Source organism: Schlesneria paludicola DSM 18645 (assembly GCF_000255655.1).
Taxonomy (GTDB): Bacteria; Planctomycetota; Planctomycetia; order Planctomycetales; family Planctomycetaceae; genus Schlesneria; species Schlesneria paludicola.
Window position 1 is genome coordinate 1098310 of the sequence record NZ_JH636435.1, and the last position, 20162, is coordinate 1118471.

Annotated in this window: 16 protein-coding genes; 14 read left to right on the forward strand and 2 right to left on the reverse strand. The window is 54.2% G+C overall.

The features are described 5' to 3' along the window. The first annotated feature begins 142 nt into the window (after nt 1–142). From tssK to OSO_RS0122050, 14 genes are all read left to right on the forward strand, one after another. On the forward strand, nt 143–1612 hold the full coding sequence (tssK, locus tag OSO_RS0121980) for a type VI secretion system baseplate subunit TssK (protein WP_010585276.1): 1470 nt from the start codon (nt 143–145) through the stop codon (nt 1610–1612). Continuing rightward, nucleotides 1609–2244 carry a DotU family type IV/VI secretion system protein gene (locus OSO_RS0121985; protein WP_010585277.1) on the forward strand — a complete coding sequence of 212 codons (636 nt, stop codon included), beginning with the start codon at nt 1609–1611 and terminating at the stop codon, nt 2242–2244. The genes tssK and OSO_RS0121985 overlap by 4 nt, the downstream gene beginning before the upstream one ends. Nucleotides 2245–2376: 132 nt before the next feature. Next, nucleotides 2377–3801, forward strand: coding sequence for a type VI secretion protein IcmF/TssM N-terminal domain-containing protein (locus tag OSO_RS0121990; protein WP_010585278.1), 1425 nt, complete (start codon nt 2377–2379; stop codon nt 3799–3801). Nucleotides 3802–4233: 432 nt separating this feature from the next. Beyond that, entirely contained in the window at nt 4234–5274 is a 1041-nt protein-coding gene (gene tssA, locus OSO_RS0122000; protein ID WP_010585280.1) for a type VI secretion system protein TssA, read from the forward strand. Nucleotides 5275–5320: 46 nt separating this feature from the next. Continuing rightward, entirely contained in the window at nt 5321–5830 is a 510-nt protein-coding gene (gene tssB / locus OSO_RS0122005) for a type VI secretion system contractile sheath small subunit (protein ID WP_029247320.1), read from the forward strand. Between the two features lie 11 nt (nt 5831–5841). Further along, complete coding sequence (gene tssC, locus OSO_RS0122010; RefSeq protein ID WP_010585282.1) at nt 5842–7329, forward strand: type VI secretion system contractile sheath large subunit; 1488 nt, start codon at nt 5842–5844, stop codon at nt 7327–7329. Nucleotides 7330–7422: 93 nt separating this feature from the next. Continuing rightward, nucleotides 7423–7911, forward strand: coding sequence for an Hcp family type VI secretion system effector (locus tag OSO_RS0122015; RefSeq protein WP_010585283.1), 489 nt, complete (start codon nt 7423–7425; stop codon nt 7909–7911). Nucleotides 7912–8045: 134 nt separating this feature from the next. After that, complete coding sequence (locus OSO_RS0122020) at nt 8046–8810, forward strand: YopT-type cysteine protease domain-containing protein (protein ID WP_010585284.1); 765 nt, start codon at nt 8046–8048, stop codon at nt 8808–8810. Between the two features lie 92 nt (nt 8811–8902). Beyond that, nucleotides 8903–9712: a type VI secretion system accessory protein TagJ gene (locus OSO_RS0122025; protein WP_010585285.1), complete on the forward strand. Its 810-nt coding sequence runs from the start codon at nt 8903–8905 to the stop codon at nt 9710–9712. Between the two features lie 66 nt (nt 9713–9778). Next, a complete protein-coding gene (tssE, locus tag OSO_RS0122030; protein ID WP_010585286.1) occupies nt 9779–10279 on the forward strand; it encodes a type VI secretion system baseplate subunit TssE in 501 nt (166 codons plus the stop codon). Nucleotides 10280–10317: 38 nt separating this feature from the next. After that, on the forward strand, nt 10318–12195 hold the full coding sequence (gene tssF, locus OSO_RS0122035; protein ID WP_010585287.1) for a type VI secretion system baseplate subunit TssF: 1878 nt from the start codon (nt 10318–10320) through the stop codon (nt 12193–12195). Then, nucleotides 12159–13208: a type VI secretion system baseplate subunit TssG gene (tssG, locus tag OSO_RS0122040; RefSeq protein WP_010585288.1), complete on the forward strand. Its 1050-nt coding sequence runs from the start codon at nt 12159–12161 to the stop codon at nt 13206–13208. The genes tssF and tssG overlap by 37 nt, the downstream gene beginning before the upstream one ends. A gap of 54 nt (nt 13209–13262) precedes the next feature. Continuing rightward, a complete protein-coding gene (gene tssH / locus OSO_RS0122045) occupies nt 13263–15947 on the forward strand; it encodes a type VI secretion system ATPase TssH (protein ID WP_010585289.1) in 2685 nt (894 codons plus the stop codon). A gap of 12 nt (nt 15948–15959) precedes the next feature. Continuing rightward, on the forward strand, nt 15960–16505 hold the full coding sequence (locus OSO_RS0122050; protein WP_010585290.1) for a hypothetical protein: 546 nt from the start codon (nt 15960–15962) through the stop codon (nt 16503–16505). Between the two features lie 121 nt (nt 16506–16626). On the opposite strand, the gene OSO_RS48395 is transcribed toward OSO_RS0122050, so the two are convergent. Next, entirely contained in the window at nt 16627–17973 is a 1347-nt protein-coding gene (locus tag OSO_RS48395) for a hypothetical protein (protein ID WP_010585291.1), read from the reverse strand. Between the two features lie 358 nt (nt 17974–18331). Further along, nucleotides 18332–19975 (reverse strand): CocE/NonD family hydrolase, encoded by a 1644-nt coding sequence (locus OSO_RS0122060; RefSeq protein ID WP_050986178.1) that lies wholly within the window; start codon nt 19973–19975, stop codon nt 18332–18334. Nucleotides 19976–20162 lie beyond the last annotated feature (187 nt).

Consider the following 20162-nt stretch of genomic DNA (forward strand, 5'->3'; position numbering starts at 1 on the left):
TTGGACAAGCGCCGTCCAGCGGCACGCGTCAGGGTTCGGACGGTGTGGCGAATCAGATCAGACAGTCGATTCCAGGGGACCGACGGCTTCACCAAGTGTCGTTCGAGACCAGTCGGTTCCTGCCGGTAAAGGATTAAGTTACGTGCAACATCTTCCGGTCAATTGGTATGAAGGATTGTTCCTTCTCCCGCAACATTTTCAGGCTGCGGATCGGTACTGGACGGAACACGCACATACCTCGGAACAGCTCGATCATCCTTACTACTACGGATTGCAATCGATCGACTTCAGCCGTGAGGCGCTGGCCAACAGCCAATTTGAAGTCCGTTCCCTGCGTGCGAGAATGCGTGACGGAACAATCATCAATATCGATCCGGGTCAGGAACCTGACCGGGTCGACTGCCAGAATGACTTGAACGATCTTCATCAGGCAACGACAAATCTGGCAGAAGCGTTTGAAGGCGAATCGACGATTCGCGTCTATCTGGCCGTCCCCAAGCTGAAACTGGGACGGGCGAATGTCAGCACGAGCGCGTCGTCGTCAGAAGTGCGTTACTCCGAAACAACCCTGATGCTGCAGGACGAAGTCAGCGGAGGGAACGACCTGGAAGTACAGTTTCGCAGCATGAACGTGCGAATCCTGCTGTCGACACAAGATTTGTCGGGCTATGAAGTCCTGCCGATCGCTCAAATCAAACGCGCCGGCGAGGGCGAGGCGGTTCCTCAACTGGATGTCGAATACTTTCCTCCATTGCTGTCGATCTCGGCATGGCCGGGACTTGGAAGGGATATTGTTCGCGCAGTTTATGACGTGATCGGTCAAAAGATTGATACGCTCAGTCGACAGCTCGTCAATCGAGGAATCGGACTCGACAGCCGTCATCCCGGCGATCTTGATCGAATTTTTATGCTGTCGGTACTCAATGCCGCGCACGCGAGACTGTCGGTCCTCGCCTTTGCAAATGGCGTCCATCCGCTAACGGCCTATCTCGAACTGTGCGGAATCGTCGGCCAATTGGGAATCTTTTCGCCTGAACGTCAAGCAAAAGATGTGCCGAAATACAATCATGACGATCTGGCCCGAATCTTTGCCGCCGTTCGCCGTGAGATCGAAGTTAGCATTAATGCCGTTCGCGAATACGAATTCCAGCAGCGTTATTTCGTCGGTGTTGGAATGGGGATGCAGGTCTCGTTGGAACCCCGCTGGTTCAACTCCGACTGGCAGTGGTTCATCGGCGTCAACAAAGGTGACTTGACGCACCAGGAATGTCGCGAATTACTCTCGGCGGGACAGCTCGACTGGAAGCTCGGAAGTGCTCGACAAGTCGAAGTTCTGTTCAATCGCCGGGCGGAAGGTTTAATCCTTTCTCCCGTCGATCGCCCCATTCGCGCGCTGCCATCCAGCCAGGAGTGGATGTTCTATGAAGTGCCGCGAAAGGACAATCCCGCGTTTCGGGACGTTGAGGAAACGCAGACCTTGGCCATGCGTTTGAAGGATTCCCTCATCGAAAATCTCGGTCAACTTCAAGGCGAACGTCATTTGACCGTTACGGTCCGAGGACGACGTACGCCGCTGGAATTTGCCCTTTTCGCTGTGCCGATCCAATCATGACACCGAACTTCGCCAAAGCCGTCGATCCAATCTTTGTGCACGTGTTGAAATTGCTCGACAAACTGCACGAGCAGGATCGCGTCGTTTCGCCCGAGAACGAACGGTTCTCGATGATCAATTTGATTGACCGCGCGTCCGCCACGTTGGGGTCTGGGGACGAATGGAATCTGGCCAAGTATGCGCTGGTCTCATGGATCGACGAGATGCTGGTGGACACGCCGTGGAACGGGCGCGATTGGTGGAGCAACAACGTTCTGGAAGTGGAATTGTTCGGAACGCGTCTATGCCACAATCAGTTCTACATTCGCGCACAAGAAGCATCGACATCGTCGCAGCGTGACGCACTCGAAGTGTTCTACAACTGCGTTGTGCTGGGATTTCGCGGGATCTATGGTGATCCCGAGATGGCGGCGGCGTGGGCACCACACCATAACCTGCCTCCCGATCTGGAAACTTGGGCCAGTCGGATGGTCATGGCGATCCGGTTAGGACAAGGGCGCCCTAAACTCTCTGATCGCCGCGCAGAAATTGTGGGTGCCCCGCCACTACGAACGCGAACAACGTTGATGTGGTCTTGGGTCATCGCCTTGATTCTGATCATTTGTAATGTGGTCGCCTACGTCATGCTTTAGAACTCATGGAGGAACCCGCGCCAGAGCGTTGTCCATGCCATGCAGAGAGTTGGCTGAGCCACCTCTCGCTGTTTCCATCGACGAATAGTCGCTCTCTAAGACACCACTCGAGAGCATCAGGGATCGTTCAATATGAGTTCGCCTGCCGCGCCAGAGAAAAAGAAGGGGCTCTTTGCCCGCCTGCGCGACATTCCATCACGAATGTCGCTGCCGGCCCGCGGGGCGACCGCCATGGCCATCTTTCTGGTACTGCTTGTGACGTTCGTCTGGGTCGCGTTTCTGCTTGATCCCAACAACATCCCCTGGCGGCACGCAATGACGTATCGCCGACTGCTTATCGTCATTGGATCCGTCCTTCTGCTTCCCTGGCTCATCTACGAAGGGTTGCGGCTGTGGCTCGAAGGCGATCGCTCGCGATTTCCGGACATTGACTTTGCCTGGAATGCCGGCGTTCGAGAACTGGAAGAACACGGACTGTCGCTCGATTCAATACCGCTTTTCATCGTGGCGGGCTCGAATAGTGACGAGCAGGAAAAGGCGCTCATGCAGGCCACGGGGATCAATCTCCGTGTGCGGGGAGTTCCAGAAGGTCCGGCTCCCTTGCACTGGTACGCGCATCCAGGGGGAATTTTTCTTTGCCTGAGTGAAACAAGCCAGTTAAGTGCGCTTTCTGTCCTACTGAACAAACGCGAATCGCAGGCGATGGCCGCGGCAACCGGACAAGTGCCACAGCCAAAATCCGCTGCTGCCGACGACAACGAGATCGAAATGACCTCCAGAAGTTCGGCCGAAGTGGCACTTCGTTTGAACTATGTTTGCGGATTGATCAAGCGTGCCCGCCAGCCGCTTTGCCCCTGCAATGGAATCCTCGTCCTGCTGCCATTCAGCGCCTTTAAGATTCAGGGCGAATTCTCTGAGAAATTCGAACGATTGGTGAAATCAGACCTGACCGCAATGCAGGAAACGCTGCAAGTTCGCTGCCCGGTGATGTCATTGATCGTCGGAATGGAACATGAGTCCGGCTTCCGCGAACTTGTTCGGAGGATTGGCATCGAACGCGCCCATGTTCAGCGCTTTGGAATGGGTTTCGACGTTCGCTCGCCGTCGTCTTCTGACGAATTGTCATCGCTCGCCGCACACATCAGCGGGCGTTTTGAAGACTGGGTCTATACGCTATTTCGAGAACCGGGCACCCTCAGTCGACCGGGAAATCGCCACCTATTCTCACTGCTTTGCCAAGTTCGTTCATTCCTCCAGATCCGCCTGGCGAGCCTTCTCGCCAAGGGCTTCGGATATGACACAACAGGCAATGTGCCACACGTTTCGGTACTGTTTTGCGGTTGCTACTTCGCCGCCGTCGGAGACACAAAGGATCGACAGGCGTTTGTGAAAGGCGCGGTCGAAAAGCTGCTCGATGAGCACGAAAACGTCGAATGGACGCAACAAACGCTGGTCGAAGATCGACGGTACGCCTGGATGGCGAATATTACGATTGCCTTGAACGCCGTCCTCGTGATTTCCCTATTGGGAATGATTCTTCGTCGGTATCTGGCTTGATGATCGAGTCGGTTGCGAATCGACGACAGAAAATGTACATCAGTCTACATTTCAAGTCGCCTGATCGGATGCTCTGGGTACCAAGCAGAATCGTGATCGATTTTGCATAGTCGTACCAATTTTTCGAAAATGCTGACCGCCCCGATGGGAATATCGACCTAGGTTTAATTCGCAAAACGTCGTCGAAGGTACGCGCAGAAACGTGTGGGGATTGCGTGCGATCGCCGATAGAGTTCTGCGCGAGAGGAGGGACGTTTGTGAATATCTTCGCCCCTTCGCTTGAACTTTTGACGACAGAATCGTACGACATTGCGTCAGTTGCGGACGAGAGGGATCGCGTTCCACATCAATTCGACGCGATCAGTAAGCGTTTCTGTTTTAGGTCTGGATTCAGTTTGATTCCGGGCAGTCTGCCTTTTGAATGCGCGCTTAATGATTGACGTCTCCAAGTACCTTGCTCCAATTTCCCCGGATTCGCCAAGTGGCGAAAATCTGGAATATGATCCCATATTTGGGGAAATGGAACGGGCGTCTGTCGGAAAACCCGAGCAGCAATTCGGTGCAACAGTCATTCCCGCTGAAGAACCCAATTGGAAGGAAGTGGGCAAATATGCACGCGACCTTTTAGGGCGGACCAAGGATTTGCGAGTGGCCGTTCACCTCGCAAGGGTTGAGCTTGCTCAATTTGGCTGGCGGGGTTTCGCGTCCGTGCTCGAGCTGATTCGTGGTTATGTTCAGCAGGATTGGGAGACAGTCCATCCGCAACTGGACCCCGATGATGACAACGATCCTGCATTGCGGGTCAATACGCTCGAATCCTTGTGCGACGCGGATGCGACGCTGCGACCATTGAAGACTTATCCTCTGGTAAGTTCTCGCGCAGTCGGACGTTTTAGTTTGCGGGACATCGCAATCGCGAATGGAGAATTGAAAGCCCCGGCAGGAATCGAGCCGCCGGATTGGCCGAAAATCAACGCGGCGTTTCTGGATGCCCCGATTGACGAATTGTCCGCCGACTTGTCGGCAATCAAATCCTCGATCGATTCTTTGACCGAAATCCAAAAGCTGTTTGCGGAAAAGGTTGGCGCCAGCTCAGGCGTCAATTTCGAACCACTCAAGTCGGTTATGAAAGATGCCGACAAAGTCCTCTCCGAACAACTGAAGAAACGCGGCGTATCGCTTGAGGCTCCAGCAGCGGCAGCCGAAGCAACCGCGGAAGGTGGGGTTGAAGGCGTGGTCGTGGCAAATGCTCCTCAACGTCTCGCCGGCGAGATTACTTCGCGGGATGACGTCGTCATGGCCATCGAGAAGATTTGCGACTATTACGCAAAATGTGAACCGTCCAGTCCGCTGCCGCTGTTGCTCGACCGCTGCAAACGACTTGTTTCGGCGAGCTTCCTGGAAATCATCAACGAGGTCATTCCCGAGGCGATGAAACAGGCACAGGCAATCGGTGGACGTAAAGAATCTTAGTTGAATTGATCAGCAGACTTTCCCGTTTTCCCTGAAGGAACCCGTGATGGCCAAGCAAAGCAGTCAGAAATTCATCGGACGCAATCGAGCGCCACGCGTGCAGATTGAGTATGACGTCGAAGTTTACGGCGCCGAGAAGAAGGTTCAAATCCCCTTCGTCATGGGTGTGCTCGCCGACTTGAGCGGAAATCCCGCTGAACCGCTCGGTCCCGTCGCCGATCGAAAGTATTTGGAAATCGATGTCGACAACTTCGACGACCGCCTCAAAGCAATGAAGCCACGTGCGGCCTTCGCCGTTCCGAATTCATTGACAGGCGAGGGCAATCTGATGGTCGACTTGACCTTCGAATCGATGGATGACTTTTCGCCAGGTGCGATTGCTCGCAAGGTCGAACCACTGCGCCAGTTGCTCGAGTCGCGGCAGCAACTCGCAAACTTGATGACCTACATGGATGGGAAGACCGGTGCGGAAGACTTGATTGCGAAAGTCTTGAAGGATCCCGCTCTGCTGCAATCCCTCGCGTCCGCCCCCAAGCCTGAAACCCCAGCCACCTAGGAGGCCAACCCATGAGTGAAGAACAACTTGCCCAGCAGTCCGCTGGCGGCGCCGTGGAATTCAGTGAATTTTCACAGTTGCTGAACAAAGAATTCAAGCCCAAGACCGACAAGGCACAAGAAGCCGTTTCCAACGCGGTTCGGACTTTGGCCGAACAAGCATTGGCCAATACCGCTTTGATTTCCGACGACGTGCTGAAGAGCATTTCGTCGATCATTGCCGAAATCGACAAGAAGCTGACGGAACAAATCAACCTCGTGATTCACAACGAGCAGTTCCAAAAGCTCGAAGGGGCCTGGCGTGGCCTGCATCACTTGGTGACGCACACCGAAACTGACGAGATGCTCAAGATCCGCGTCATGAACATCTCCAAGAACGAATTGGGGAAGACCCTCAAGAAGTTCAAGGGGACGGCCTGGGATCAAAGCCCGATCTTCAAGAAAACATACGAAGAAGAATACGGTCAATTCGGCGGCGAGCCATTTGGTTGCCTCGTCGGCGATTTCTACTTTGACCACAGCGCCCCAGACGTCGAACTGCTCAGCGGAATGGCCCAGGTGAGTGCGGCCTGCCATTGTCCGTTCATCACCGGTGCTTCGCCCGGCCTGATGCAGATGGAATCCTGGCGTGAGCTGGCGAATCCACGAGATCTGACGAAGATCTTCTCGACCCCAGAATACGCCCCTTGGAAGTCGCTTCGCGAATCAGACGATTCACGCTACATCGGACTTGCGATGCCGCGCGTCCTGTCGCGTCTGCCATACGGTGCGAAATCGAGTCCCGTCGATGAATTTGATTTTGAAGAAGACACGGGTGCCGCGGACCATTCGAAATACACGTGGTCCAATGCCGCCTATTCGATGGCAACCAACATCAATCAATCGTTCAAAGCCTATGGATGGTGCTCGCAAATTCGCGGGATCGAATCCGGTGGCGCGGTCGAAGGTTTGCCATGCCATACCTTCCCGACCGATGACGGTGGCGTGGACATGAAATGCCCAACCGAAGTCGCGATCAGCGATCGACGTGAAGCGGAACTTTCCGCAAACGGATTTATGCCGTTGATTCACAAGAAGAATACGGACTTCGCAGCGTTCATCGGTGCTCAGTCTCTGCACAATCCAGCAGAGTACGATGATCCCGATGCAACGGCCAACGCGAACTTGGGCGCTCGCTTGCCATACCTGTTTGCTACGTGCCGATTTGCACACTACCTGAAGTGCATCGTTCGCGACAAAATCGGCTCTTTCAAAGAGAAGACCGATATGCAAGCTTGGTTGAATAAATGGATCAACAACTACGTGCTGCGAGCACCAGAGAAAGCCACCGACGAAGAAAAGGCCATGCGCCCGCTGTCCGGTGCGGAAGTGGTCGTCGAAGAAGTGGAAGGAAACCCCGGGTACTACACTTCGAAATTCTTTCTGCGCCCCCATTATCAACTTGAGGGACTCACCGTCTCGTTGCGGCTCGTCTCGAAACTGCCATCTGGAAAGAAATGACGCGATCGTGCGTCTGTTAACGGGCCCCCGTAACGCTAAGTGTGTCTGTTCTAACTTGCTCCCAAATGGAGCTCTCGCCAACAGGAGATATCAATGCTGCTAATGATGTTGCCCGGTATTACAGGTGATTCGATTGTCGAAGGTTTTGTTGGCTGGATTTCGCTTGGCTCGGTCCAGTTCGGCGTCGGTCGCGGCGTGTCGTCCGCTGGCGTTGGTATGAAAGATCGAGATACCTCAACTCCTTCGATTTCTGAAGTTGTTGTTACAAAAATGACGGATATTACCTCGACGTTGCTCTTTGCCGAAGCCACTTACGGCGATGCCCTCGACAACTGCATTATTGCGTTGGTGCAGACCGGTGGAAAAGACGCTCCAGTACAGGAGTATTGGAGAATCACATTGACCAAGCCGATTCTGAGCGGGTGGTCGCTCAGCTCAGGTGGCGATCGACCAAGCGAATCGATCTCGATTAACTTCAACAAGATCGTGATGAAGTATACCCAGTTCACCGACGGTGGTGATCCGAAGGTTGCTGATCCGAAGGGTTATGATTTGACGACCGGTAAGCCCGCTTCGGCCTAATCGCTGCAGCGTCAGGGCGTACTTCGGATGGGCAGTATTTTCCCCGGTCATGAATACCATGTCATGCCGGGGACTTGCTGCCCTTCATTTCGCTTGCTTCCATTTCGATTGCCCTCATCTCAGGAGCCATGACCATGGGTTTTGCAGAAACGGCGAAGAAAATTCGTGATGCGGCTGTGAAGTATGGCGGATCCTATATCCCTTACTCGCAATGTGTCCCCCCGACATCGACTTTGATCGAATCAATGCCCCAGACGAGTGATGGGATTTGTAAAGCGCTGTCGGCCAAATGGATCGTCGAACACTCGAATGGAAGCAGTCTCTTCAACTGGCTCTGCACCCCAGGTACGCTGAACGTGCGGCAATCTGCGGTTGCGAACTTGATGCTGAATTTCATGGATGGAACAGAAACGACGGGAGCGTTTAAGAATCGTTCCTGGTTTCGTAAAGGCTCCATGAGAAAAGAATACAAAAGTCGACAGAATCACCTTTCCCGTCAGACATTTATGACGGACAAGTATTTGCAGCTGTATGGTTTGAAGCGTCGCAATGGGCTTCGTGGAGTGGGAATGAACGACAATCCCATCTCCGTTGGCGCGAACGGCTCTGCCTTGGCCAATATGTTCGACTCTCGGTACCTGAATACCAAGGGCGAAACGTATATGACAATTGGGATCCTTGGCGATGCAGGTGGTCACGCATTGGCTGGTTACTGCGCCGGCAAAGAAGTCATCCTTTTCGACCCGAACTACGGTGAGTTCTACTTCCCCAGCTACGACATGTCGTACCCCTGGATCCAGTATTTTTATGTGGCGAGTGACTACATCAGCGACTTCGACACGTTCTACATGCTGGGCTACGCCAAAGATGCGACTGGGAACTGGAAAAAATACAAGTAACCCGTCGTGGTGAAACGGTCCCTTCACCACAGCAACACAGTGCATCCAGGCTGTCCTGTCGACAGACCCGCTCATTCAGGAAATGAATTCCGATGACAGACTCGACATTGCTTCGCGAAGGTCGTTTGGACGAGGCACTCGCCGAACTGAAGGATCAGATTCGCAAAGATGCCAGCAATCCGAAACATCGCGTGTACCTGTTTCAGATGCTCGCGGTCACGGGGGAATGGGATCGAGCCCTGACACAGCTCAATACTCTGGCCGAGCTTGATCCGATTTCGCTCGCCATGGCGCAGATGTACCGCATGGCGCTCGATTGCGAAGTTTTGCGTTCGCAAGTCTTCGCGGGCACCCGAACCCCGTTGATTCTTGGCGAACCTGAGAACTGGATCGCATTGTTGATTCAGGCGCTTGGACATGCCGCTCGTCAAGAGTTTCCGCAGGCGATTGACCTACAGGCCCGCGCCTTCGATGAAGCACCCGCGACGACCGGATCAATCAACGGCCAATCATTCGAATGGATTGCCGATGCAGATTCGCGACTTGGGCCCGTGCTCGAAGCCGTTGTCAACGGCGGTTACTACTGGATTCCCTTCAACCGGATCAAACAGATCGATATCGAGCCACCGGAAGACTTGCGTGATGTTGTCTGGATGCCGGCGCATTTCGTCTGGGCCAATGGCGGCGAAATGGTGGGCGTGATTCCCACGCGATATCCTGGCTCGGAACGCAGCACCGACAATGCAATTCGCCTTGCGCGGAAAACCGACTGGCAGGATTGTGGCAACGACTATTACGTCGGACTGGGTCAACGCATGTTCGCAACCGATGCTGGAGATTTCGCGCTGATGGACGTACGTCAAATCACATTTAATACGCCAGTCGATGCAGCCAATGCCTGACAGGCAATTTCGACGTGCATGTGAACGTCTGCGGCCAGATCATTGACCTGCGAGTATCCCGACACCATGGCGGAACTGACAACTCAAGAAAAGCTTCAGCCATCGCTGCTTGATCGGCTTATCGACGACGAACCACATGTGAGACAAGAATCGCGTGACAAACGCGTTCTGTCGATGAATAAATTGCGTGAAGGAGTCCTGCGCGATATCGCCTGGTTGATGAACACGACCTGTTTCTATCCTCTGGATGAGCTAGCCCCTTATCCTCGCGTCGCAAAATCGGTCTTGAATTATGGATTCATCGATTTGACGGGAAAGACCGCGTCGAGCGTCAAACATGCGGAATTAGAGAGACTTCTGCGTCAGACACTTTGGAACTATGAACCACGTTTGGTTCGCGAAACACTGAAAGTCACCGTGCGGGCCTCGGAATCGGCCATGTCACGACATGCGGTTACCATCGGCATCGAAGCCGATCTTTGGGCCGAGCCGGTGCCGCTGCGAATCTATATGAAAACAGAAGTCGACCTCGAAACGGGCCAGATCCACGTCGTAGATATTCACTGACATCTCGCGACAGATTGTACGGCTAAGAAAGTTGTGGAATGGACCCTCGTCTCCTCCGTTACTACGAACGGGAATTGCAATTCCTGCGAGAAATGGGTGGAGAATTTGCCGCAGAGTTCCCCAAGGTTGCAGGTCGGCTCGGAATGGATGGGTTCGAGGTCTCCGACCCCTTCGTCGAACGGCTGTTGGAAGGTGTCGCCTTTCTGACGGCACGCGTGCAGCTCAAACAGGATGCGGAATTCCCGAAGTTCACGCAGCATATGCTCGAGATGGTGTATCCACACTATCTGGCTCCTACGCCATCAATGGCTGTTGTCCGATTTCAGCCCGACTTAACCGAAGGAAGTCTGGATAAGGGCTTTGTCCTGCCGCGTCAGACAATTCTGCGAAGTGTGCTCGGAAAAGGTGATCAGACCGCCTGCGAGTTTCGCACGGCGCATCCGGTGACGCTTTGGCCCATGGAACTCGAAAAGGCCGAGTACTTTACCCGTGACGAAGCGATGCTGGACCTACCCGACCTGAAAGGTGTCAAAGCGGGCTTGCGACTGCGTCTTCGAACAACGGCGGGCTTGACCTTCGATCAGCTTGCCCTCGACAGCCTGCCGATTTATCTGCACGGACAGGACCATCGACGTCATCGCCTCTATGAACAACTTCTGGCGAATTCAATCGCCGTCATCGTTCGCCCGCCCCAGCGAGGCTCGGGAGTCCAGAAGGTCCTTGACGCCTCACATATACGCCGCCTCGGATTCGAAAACGAGCAGTCACTGCTGCCGCAGTCAAACCGTTCATTTCAAGGCTATCGCGTTCTTGACGAGTACTTTGCGTTTCCTGACCGATACATGTTTGTCGAAGTAAACGGTTTATCCGAAGCGGTCAAGAAATGCACAGGGACTCAGCTCGACATCCTGGTTCTGTTCAACCGCCAGGAACGCGGCCTGGAGAATGTCGTCGCGGCACAGGATTTTTCGCTCTATTGTACGCCCGCTGCAAATCTGTTTCCCAAACGCGTCGATCGCATTCATCTGTCGGATGAACACGAAGAGTTCCATGTCGTTCCCGATCGTACTCGACCGCTCGACTACGAGGTTTATTCGCTAACGAGAGCCGTGGGTTACGGGCAGGGGGGTGAGAACGAACAGGAATTCTTCCCTTTCTATTCCTTCAACGACTTGTCTCGATCTGGCGATCATCAGGCATACTACGCAACGCATCGCGTCCCGCGTGTCACTTCGTCTCGGCAACAGCGCGTCGGAACGCGGTCTAGTTATGTTGGCAATGAACTTTTTGTCTCTCTGGTCGATGGACGAGAAGGGCCGTTTCGGAATGGCTTTCGGCAATTGGCCATCGAAGCCCTTTGTACGAATCGCGACCTGCCGTTGCATATGCCCGTCGGTCGGGCGAACACCGACTTCACATTGGTCGCAAGCGCGCCGGTCCAATCCGTTCGCATCCTGAGCGGTCCCACGCGGCCCACCCCATCGCCTACATTCTCATCGGGAGAACTGAGCTGGCGATTGATCAATCACCTCTCGCTGAACTACTTGTCGTTGGTCGACACCGACGAAAAGGTCGGAGCTGCCGCACTACGAGAACTCCTCTCGCTCTACGCGAATAGCAGCGAACCGGCCACCATGAAGCAGATTGAGGGTGTTCAGACCGTTTCCTCACGCCCCGTTGTCCGCCGCATTCCCACCCCAGGCCCGATTGCATACGGACGCGGGGTCGAAGTGACGCTGACGTTCGATGAAACGGCCTTCGATGGTTCGGGAGCGTTTCTCTTGGGAAGCGTCCTGGAAGAGTTTTTTGCGAGATATGTTTCGCTGAATTCGTTTACGGAAACGGCCTTAAAAACTTTGGACCGAGGAGAAATCGCTCGATGGCCGCTGAGGATCGGTCGGCGACACAGGATTTAGCGCTTGAACAAGCGTTAAAGGAAACGCCGTACAAATTTGGCTTCTTTCAAGCGATCCGTCGCCTGGCGGTGTTGTATCGTGATCGTCCCGTCGTTGGAAAATCAGCACGTCCATCTGATGATCCAATCCGATTGTCACAAGATCCGTTTCTCGACTTTGCGCCAAGCTCATTGTCGGAGTTCCGCCCTGGCAAGAACGGCCATCCCGCACGATTGTTCGCCCAGTTTTTTGGATTGCTCGGTCCGAATGGGCCAATGCCCCTGCATATCACCGAGTTTATCCGCGACCGCATTCGAAACAGCGACGACCCCACTTCGGCCCGGTTCTTAGACATTTTCCATCATCGGTTGCTCTCGTTGTTTTATCGCGCATGGGCAGACGCTCAGCCGACGGTGCATCTGGACAGGCCTGAATCCGATCGGTTCGCCCAATATGTCGGTTCGATATTCGGGATCGGTTCTCCAGCGTTTCAAAATCGCGACACCATCTCCGACATGGCCAAACGATATCACGCTGGAACGCTGGCCTCACAAACGCGACACGCTGACGGCCTTTGTGCACTACTTGCCGATTTTTTTGATGTGCACGTTGAAGTGAAAGACTTTGAGAGTCACTGGATGGAGCTTCCCGACTCGTGCCGTACGCAGTTGGCTCATTCGCCCTCCAGCGGAAAACTTTCCTGTGGCGCGGTGCTTGGACGCCGCGTCTGGGAATGCCAGTACAAATTCCGAATCATCATCGGCCCCTTGAAGCTCAAGGACTATCAACGTTTGTTGCCCGGCGGTGATTCGATGCGGAAGCTCGTCGACCTCGTCAGGAACTACGTCGGCGATGAACTTGAATGGGATCTTCAACTTGTTTTAGAAAAACGCGAACGTCCCGGATTGCAGTTGGGGCGATCCGGTCAATTGCGACGGACAGCCTGGCTGTCAAATCGTCCGGGCGAACGAGATGCCGATGATCTCGTTGTCAGCCCGGTGCCAAATCACAAATCGAAAACGACCTCGAATTAACTTCTTCCAGACGTCACCACGTTTTCTTTTCCGCACGCGTAGAATGGATGATTCATGAGCGAAATCAGTCGTGTCGCGCTTTTTGGCAAGCTGAATAGTGTCGGATACAAAGCAATCGAGGGGGCGACGGTCTTCTGCAAACTTCGCGGAAACCCCTACGTTGAGCTCGTGCATTGGCTGTCGCAACTCGTCCAGGCACAGGATTCGGATATCCATCGCATCATCAAGCACTTCAATCTTGATTCTGCCGTCCTGGCTAAAGACATCACCGAAGCGCTCGATCGCCTGCCACGCGGCGCGTCGTCCATCTCGGATATTTCCTCGCACATCGAAGAAGCAGTCGAACGCGGATGGGTGTTCGGTTCACTGATGTTTGGTGAATCACAGGTCCGAACCGGACACCTGATCGTTGGCATCCTGAAAACAACCAACCTTCGCAACGCGCTGCTCTCGATTTCGAAAGAGTTTTCGAAGATCAAGCTGGAAACGCTGCAGGACAGTTTCGCCAAGATCGTCAGCGGCTCACCCGAAGACGCGCTACGTGCCACAGACGGATTTCAATCTGGTGCCGCACCAGGCGAAGCCAGTGGCGCCGTCCCGCCAGCCCAGATGGGTAAACAAGAAGCGCTGAATCGATTCTCGGTCGATCTGACGGAGCGAGCTCGCAAAGGCGAAATTGATCGTGTGGTTGGCCGCGACGACGAAATTCGCCAGATTGTCGATATCCTGATGCGTCGGCGTCAGAACAATCCGATCCTCACCGGTGAAGCCGGCGTCGGAAAAACGGCCGTCGTCGAAGGCTTCGCGATGCGGATCGCGGCGGGTGATGTTCCCCCACCACTCCGTGACGTGTCACTTCGATCGCTCGACATCGGCTTACTTCAGGCCGGCGCCAGCATGAAAGGGGAGTTTGAAAACCGACTTCGCCAGGTCATCGAGGAAGTCCAGAGTTCGCCCAAACCGATCATTCTCTTCATCGATGAAGCCCATACGCTCATCGGCGCCGGCGGAGCAGCCGGGACGGGAGATGCCGCGAACCTGCTCAAGCCCGCTTTGGCACGTGGCACGTTACGAACCATCGCCGCCACGACATGGGCCGAATACAAAAAACACATCGAGAAAGATCCGGCGCTCACGCGACGCTTTCAGGTCGTCCAGGTAGACGAACCCGATGAAGAGAAGGCGATTCTGATGATGCGTGGAATCGTTTCCGCGTTAGAAAAACATCACCGCGTGCAAATTCTCGATGAAGCCGTTAAGGCAGCGGTTCGTTTGTCTCATCGCTACATCCCAGCACGACAACTGCCGGACAAATCCGTCAGCCTGCTCGACACCTCTTGCGCTCGCGTGGCCGTCAGTCATCACGCTGTCCCTGCCGAGCTCGATGACTGTCGCAAGAAAATCGAGTCACTCGACACCGAACTGGAAATCATTCAGCGCGAGAAGGATGTGGGCATCGACACCGCCGCGCGGGAAGCAACCGCACGCAAACAACTCGAAGAAGCCCACGCACGCCGGACTTCGCTTGAGGAGCGATGGAATGCAGAAAAAGAACTCGTCGATCAAATCCTTGCATTGCGAGATAAGTTGCGGCAAAAGACAGGCTCCGTCGAAGCGCCTCCGACAGACCAGGCGGCCAATGACGCCGAACGCACGCAATTGCTGGCCCAGTTGACGGAACTTCAAACGAAGCTGTCCACAATGCAGGGTGAATCGCCATTGATCCTGCCGAGCGTCGACGAACAGGCTGTCGCATCGGTCGTCGGCGACTGGACCGGAATTCCTGTCGGACGCATGGTCCGCGATGAAGTCGAAACCGTGCTGAAGCTCGCAGACACCTTGAATCAACGTGTGATTGGTCAAAAACACTCGCTCGATCTGATTGCCGATCGAATTCAGACATCACGCGCCAAGATGGACAACCCCAGCCGTCCGATCGGCGTGTTCATGCTGTGCGGTCCCAGCGGTGTCGGCAAAACCGAAACGGCACTGGCATTGGCAGAATCACTCTACGGAGGCGAGCAGAATCTGATCACGATCAATATGAGTGAATTCCAGGAAGCACATACCGTCTCAACGCTAAAGGGAGCTCCTCCCGGATATGTCGGATACGGTGAAGGTGGACGATTGACCGAAGCCGTCCGTCGTAAGCCATACAGCGTGGTGCTTTTGGACGAAGTCGAAAAAGCACATGCTGATGTCCACGAAATCTTCTTCCAGGTCTTCGACAAAGGAATCATGGAAGACGGCGAAGGCCGACAGATCGACTTCAAGAACACATTGATCCTGCTGACATCGAACGTTGGCAGTGATCTGATCATGAATCTGTGCAAAGATCCCGAACTGATGCCCGGGGTCGCCGACATCGCCAAATCCTTGCGTCAACCGTTGCTGAAGGTTTTTCCGGCCGCATTGCTAGGGCGATTGATGGTGATCCCCTACTATCCGCTTAGCAACGAAATGATTTCGAACATTGCCCGGCTGCAACTGGGCCGGATCCAAAAGCGGATTGCCGCCAACCACAGCATTCCATTTACCTATGACGATGACGTCATCAAGCTGATTGTCAGCCGATGTACCGAGTTGGAAAGCGGTGGACGAATGATCGACGCAATCCTCTCGAATACGGTGCTGCCGCGAATCAGTAAGGAATACTTGCGCGGATTGGTTGAGAACAAACAACTTAGCCGCATTGCGATGTCAGTCGCGGACGGCGATTTCGAGTTTCGGATCGAATAGGAGTCGTGAACGATGTGGTGGAAATTTTGGACGTGGTTTCGCCACGAGGACACCTCGAAGTACATCACCAAAGCGCCACGGAAAGTGCGATCCGTTTCTGGAGTTCCTTCAGAAGCGGATCGCAACGAACCGGAAGACATTCTAGGTTCGATTTCCGAGTTGATTGAAGACCACGCGCCCGACACCACTGAATTCGTCCAACCGGCTCGAATTGTCGAGCCGGTTCAGGCGATCGAGTCAGTTCCAATAGTCGAGCCGACAGCACCGAAAACGGCTCGATTACCCGAACGAGCCGCTGACATCATTCAGCAAACAAGCAGGCCGCCGGAATTTCTCTTGCCGACAAACGTCGAGCCGCCACCGACGGCAAAGCCCACTCGCGAGCCGTCGACAATCAAACGTCGTGACGAATCACAGAACGATGCACGACAGACCCTCGTTGCAGACGATATCCTGAAGGCCTTGTCTGAGCGATTCAAAGACTTCGACAAGTCAGACGAAGATGAAGATCGCGACGGACCATCGCCCTATCAGACGATAGTTCCAAACGACGATTGATGCGGTGTCCGAATTCGAAGATATCGCATCGTCTAGGCTGCGTTACGTTCATTCGTAGCCAGTCCATCAAGGGCGCGATCGATGGCGCCATGCAGACGGAAGTTCGATTAAGGCCACGCGGTCAATACGTAAACTTGAAGTCGAGTCGCACCATATCGTTAACGTACTGATTGCCCATCCCGATTGTGTTGCTGATGCCGAATTCAAAAAGCCCCAAGTCGCCCTTGGGGCCAATGACGAAGCGGACGCCTTGAACCAGATTGATGGCCGTCTCGCCAGAAGCACTTACGCTCAGTCCATTGACCGTCTTTTGGCCACCGAGAAAGCCGTAATTCACCAGTTCCAGATCCGGAATGACCGCGAAGTTGTTCGTTTCGTACAGCACATGGCTGATCCCCACCCCGTAGTTCAGGACGTTGCTGGCAAAATCAACGTCGGCAGCAATTGGAATCCACAGCTTGACCTGACCATGAACATAGGTACTCGGATTGATCTCGTACCGCGTCAGAAGACCTGGTTCCAATGAGAGATGTCCGGCGCCTGCACCTGTCTTTGCGGATCCGATGTTGATGTAAGTCCGAAAGATCTGCGTGACCTGCCATCGTTTGCCGTTAATCAAACGCGCCTTGGTCGCGATCTTCATGTCGCCGATGCCACTCGCCGAGTTCCCATTTGGATCATCAATAAATCGCACGGGGATTTCGGTCTGGACCGAGAACACACTGCTTCCCGCTTCAGTGATAAATCGCAATTCTTGATAATTGATGGAGTTGGAGAGCGTCGTGGGCCCTTTGCCCGGCTTGCTCCAGAAGTACTCCGAGCGACTGGGGGTTTGCAGTCCAAAACCCGAATCCCAACGAACCATCGTGAAGTTTGTCGGTTGAGACGCATCGATTTCGAAGGGCGCAAAGACAACTCGCTCGTGGCCGATCCCGACATCAGAACAAACATTCGCAGAACGATTTCGGCCGATCCCAAAAAACTGGGCGACCGGGCTCCAGTTCTCGACTTCGTGACAGCAGTTCTGCTTGATGATGCCAAAAACAGGTTCACAAGAATCACACGGTGTGTCACCGAATTGCAGCGGTGGATGCTCCATGTCCATGGGAAGTTGCTCAATCTCACCCGGCATGAAGCTCCCATCGATTGGCGTGGGGCTCAGCGGCACTTCTTGGCTGACCTGTTGCAGGAAGCGATGCTTTTTCCAGAACCGAAATCCCCGCTTTGGCACCGACAAATCGTGACTGAAATCCGTGTTCTCGTCCTCCGCAAAAACAGACTCCACCTGCAGGGCTGGCTGAATAAACTGCGGGTCGTCAGAACTTTCCGAGAACTCTTCGTCAGAGTCCTCTGATTCCTGCTCGAATGAGCTCCAGTCAGACTCTGTCTCAAACGCGGAAATGCTGGCGAGCAATAGACCTTGCACCAGCAATCCGGCAAACAGCAGTCTCAGTCCGACACGGAACATTTCGCATCCGCAACAAGTGACGTCAAGCGCAAACATTGACCGCAAACAGAAAGCAGTCTGTGGAAACCACGCGGACAGGTGGTGAATCGTGTTCAAAACACCAGGACTACTCCGGTACGAGATTCACTCTCCTCTGATTTCGACAATCCACCAGTCACCCATGTATCGGACGTAGCGATTTTTCCGGACAGAATCAATTTGTCGGCTAGGACCAGTTTTCCGGACGGGTGCAATTTACCGACTTCGCCAATCCAGGAAATCTTCGCGCATCACCGCATTCTACGCAGAACCCCTGTAGATTCGTGTTCGTGTGAGGCCCTGAGCGCGGCTTGACAACGTTTCATGGCGAACACGGACACTACTTTCTCACGCCGTCCAAATCACGGGCAATTGGCAGAATGATTTGAGTCGGATGCTTCTCTGACAGATGCAATGAATTCGTCGCGACACGAGACTCGTGATCGGCACGAAATCCATGTCCCGTATTCGGATTCGGATCGAATCGCGGTGCGTTCGAAGACGAAACGGCAATCCGCAGACGATGTCCCTTGTTGAACACCAAAGACGTACTCCATAAATCGACCGGAATTTCGGCAATTTGTCCTGGTTCTAACAATTCTTCGTTCTCGAACGAGGCACGAAACCTCGTCCGCATGATTCCATCCGTCACGAGCATCGACCTTCCATCGGGATACACGTCGGTCAACTTCACCGTGAAGTCGGTGTCGGGACAATCTGATGAAACGAACAAGCGCGCGCGAATTCTGCCGGTCACTTCCAGGGGTGCGTCGAGAGCATCAGTCGTAAAGACCAGAACGTCGGATCGCGATTCAACTGGCCGTTGATCCCGCGGACCAATGTTTGCCCCAAGCTCTGCTCCTCCAATCGTGGGAACCGGATGCGCCGGGTCGTACTTGTAAGAACGGACATGGATTGCGGTCGGGCGTGAAGTCGACAATGTTCCATCCGAATGCAGGTAGTAGCTCGTTTCGGTTGCATCTGGTGGCCAGGACTCAACGTTTCGCCAATAGTTGCCTGGAGCATTCGCGTCGGTTGGATCGCCCATGACGTAATAGTGGACCGGCTTCTCTGTTCCGACACCATTGTTTTGGCCTTTCAGAATTGCGTCGAACCACGTCAGATTATCAGCGCAGCGAGGTCCCTTTCGCGCGGTATCAGGATACTTCAGCTCCATCATGCTCCCGTGCCCAACTGGCGCAATCACCAGCCGACAATGGCCCCGCACCGTAGGCCCGCCACGCGATTGAATTGTCGTAAATGAATTGATCGTGCCTTGCAGAAAGATGTCATACCATCCACCAAAGAAAACCGCGGGTGCGTTCACACGTTCCGCCTGCGGTTCGGCATTGAGTTCGGTCCAGAACGCGTCATACCGCGGATGTGCCACGAACGTCTCCAAATTCACGTCCGTCATACCGGTTGCTTTTAACCAATTTTCCAGCAAACCGGTCCTGAATGCGCCCCCTTGATAGGCGGCCTGAAGATACATGTCCGAGAACGCAACGGCGACATGCTGAGCTTTCAGTGCGGCGGGAGCTCCGGGGGCCGCCATGTTCTGAGTCACCCCCAGCGCTGACCCGCCTGTGCTGCCAATCATTCCGTTGCACCAGGGCTGTCGAGCAATCCACTTAAGCGTGTCATGACCGTCATGGGGTTCATTCCAACCGTCATTGTGAAAAATAATCGAATGATGTCCCTTAGATTTGAATCGTCCGCGCAGGTCCTGAGCAACAAACGCGTAACCGTGACGACAAAACTTAAGAGCCTCGGCTTTTAGCCCGTCTTGATTGTACGGCGTCCGCCCAACGATCACCGGAAATGGCCCAATCTCTCTCGGCTGATAGACCGTCGTCGACAGCTCGATCCCGTCCGACATCGGGACCATGACCTCTCGAACGTCAAATTCCAATTGACGTTCATCCGCGACGATCAGTCCCGTATTACCCACGCATAGGACGGTTCCAACAAGTATCCAATGCATTGATCTCAATAGCCGGTGGTGTAGCAACATAGGTTCGGCATCCCAGAGGGCTAGACGTTTCATTGACGGTTTTGCTGTTATCCCTGTCAGCGATTCAGGTGACCACAGAGTTTGTTTGGTCGCCGACAGCCGAAATCAACGTTACTAGAGAGCATTTCATAACCGCCTCATTGTAATGAGCGCGCAG